This is a genomic window from Micromonospora sp. M51 (genome assembly GCF_018070305.1).
In the GTDB taxonomy this organism is placed as follows: Bacteria; Actinomycetota; Actinomycetes; order Mycobacteriales; family Micromonosporaceae; genus Micromonospora; species Micromonospora parva.
The window spans coordinates 1-2,147 of sequence record NZ_JAGPXZ010000924.1; the positions used below are offsets into that span (position 1 = coordinate 1).

The window sequence follows — 2,147 nt, forward strand, 5'->3', positions numbered from 1 at the left end:
AGAACCGGCCGGCCCCGCAGAAGCCGAGCAGGATGCCGAGGACGCCCGCGACGATCTTGCTCTTGTCGGAAACGCCCTGGGGGTACCCCGGCTGGGGGTAGCCGGGCTGATAAGGAGGAGTGGTCATGGCCGGACACCTTAGTGATCCACTCGCCGGCTGTCCGCACCGCCACCCGGCAGATGGGACGATAATGGTGGAACACTGTCCTGTCGGCTGAGGTGACGCTCGACCGCTCGATCCGGGCGGTGCCCTGACACTTCGTCAGGACACCCGCGCACCGGATGCCACTGTGCTGGCTCTCGGCGGCGTCGGGCGCGCCTAGACTGCCGCCGCGGGACCGGTGTACCGCGGTGGCAAAGGGGCCGCCGCGGCACCGAGCAGTCGGGGGAGAGCAGCCCCGAAGAGAGGTGTCTGCATCGTGAAGGTCGGAATCCCACGCGAGGTCAAGAACCACGAGTACCGCGTGGCGATCACGCCAGCGGGCGTCAACGAGTTCACCCGCAGCGGCCACCAGGTCTTCGTCGAGTCCGGCGCCGGGGTTGGCTCCAGCATCACCGACGAGGAGTTCGCCGCCGCCGGCGCGAAGATCCTCGCCACCGCCGACGAGGTCTGGGAGACCGCCGAGCTGGTGCTCAAGGTCAAGGAGCCGATCGCCGAGGAGTACCACCGGATGCGCGAGGGGCAGGTGCTCTTCACCTACCTGCACCTGGCCGCCTCCAAGGAGTGCACCGACGCGCTGATCGACCGCAAGGTCACCGGCATCGCGTACGAGACCGTCGAACTGCCCGACCGGTCGCTGCCGTTGCTCGCCCCGATGTCCGAGGTCGCCGGCCGGCTCGCCCCGCAGGTGGGCGCCTTCTACATGATGCGCACCGGCGGTGGGCGCGGTGTGCTGCCCGGCGGTGTCTCCGGCGTGTACGCGGCCAAGACCGTCGTCATCGGCGCCGGCGTCTCCGGCATGAACGCCGCCGCCATCGCGCTGGGCCTGCAGTCCGAGGTGCTGCTGCTGGACAAGAACGTCGCCCGGCTGCGGCAGGCCGACGCGATCTACCGGGGCCACCTGCAGACCGTCGCGTCCAACGCGTACGAGGTGGAGCGGGCCGTGCTCGACGCCGACCTGGTCATCGGCGCGGTGCTGGTGCCCGGCGCGAAGGCCCCGACGCTGATCTCCAACGAGCTGGTGTCCCGGATGAAGCCGGGCAGCGTGCTCGTCGACATCGCCATCGACCAGGGTGGCTGCTTCGAGGACTCGCGCCCCACCACGCACGCCGACCCGGTCTACAAGGTGCACGAGTCGATCTTCTACTGCGTCGCGAACATGCCCGGCGCGGTGCCGAACACCAGCACCTACGCGCTGACCAACGTCACCCTGCCGTACGCCCTGGAGCTGGCCAACCAGGGCTGGCGTGAGGCGCTGCGCAACGACCCGGCGCTGGCCCTGGGCCTGAACACCCACGCCGGTCAGGTCACCTACGGTCCGGTCGCCGAGGCGCACGGCATGGACGTGCTGCCGCTGGCCGACGCGCTGGCCTGAACGGTGGCGGCCGAGCGGTAGCGAGCCGAGGAGCATGGCACTGACCGACGACTTAGCCGGCGCCGGCGTGAGCACCGCACCCACGCCGGCGCTGCGCCGTGCCGTTCGCGGCTACCTCGACCACCTGACCGTCGAACGTGGCCTCTCCGCGAACACGCTCGCCTCGTACCGGCGGGATCTGGACCGTTATCTCGCCACCCTGGTCGACGCCGGCGTCACCGACCTCGCGTCGGTCGGCGCCGGCCTCGTCGAGACGCACCTGGCGCGGCTGCGGGCCGGCGACGACGCGCACCCGCCCCTCGCTGTCTCCTCCGCCGCCCGCGCCGCCAGCGCGGTCCGCGGCCTGCACCGCTTCGCGCTGCGTGAGGGCCTGACCGGGGCCGATCCGAGCCGCGACGTCCGCCCGCCCACGCCGCCGCGGCGGCTGCCCCGGGCGCTGCCGGTCGACGTCGTGGTCCGGCTGCTGGAGACCGCCGGCCCGATCACCGCGACCGGCGACGACGCGCCCCTGGCGCTGCGCGACCGGGCGTTGCTGGAATTTCTGTACGGCACCGGCGCGCGCATCTCCGAGGCGGTCGGCGCCGCCGTGGACGACCTCGACACCGACGAGGG

2 protein-coding genes and 1 pseudogene are annotated in these 2,147 nt (G+C 72.0%); 2 read left to right on the forward strand and 1 reads right to left on the reverse strand.

Annotated features, from left to right (window positions below):
* Window positions 1-193: pseudogene (locus KBX53_RS37230) on the reverse strand (hypothetical protein); the annotation flags it as partial.
* A 226-nt stretch (window positions 194-419) separates the two neighbouring features.
* Here KBX53_RS37230 and ald point away from each other — a divergent pair.
* Together ald and KBX53_RS30805 are read left to right on the forward strand one after the other, a co-directional pair.
* Window positions 420-1,535 (forward strand): alanine dehydrogenase, encoded by a 1,116-nt coding sequence (gene ald / locus KBX53_RS30800; RefSeq protein ID WP_030334880.1) that lies wholly within the window; start codon window positions 420-422, stop codon window positions 1,533-1,535.
* Between the two features lie 67 nt (window positions 1,536-1,602).
* Window positions 1,603-2,147: site-specific integrase (locus KBX53_RS30805; RefSeq protein ID WP_309140898.1), on the forward strand; the 545-nt coding region annotated here is incomplete at its 3' end.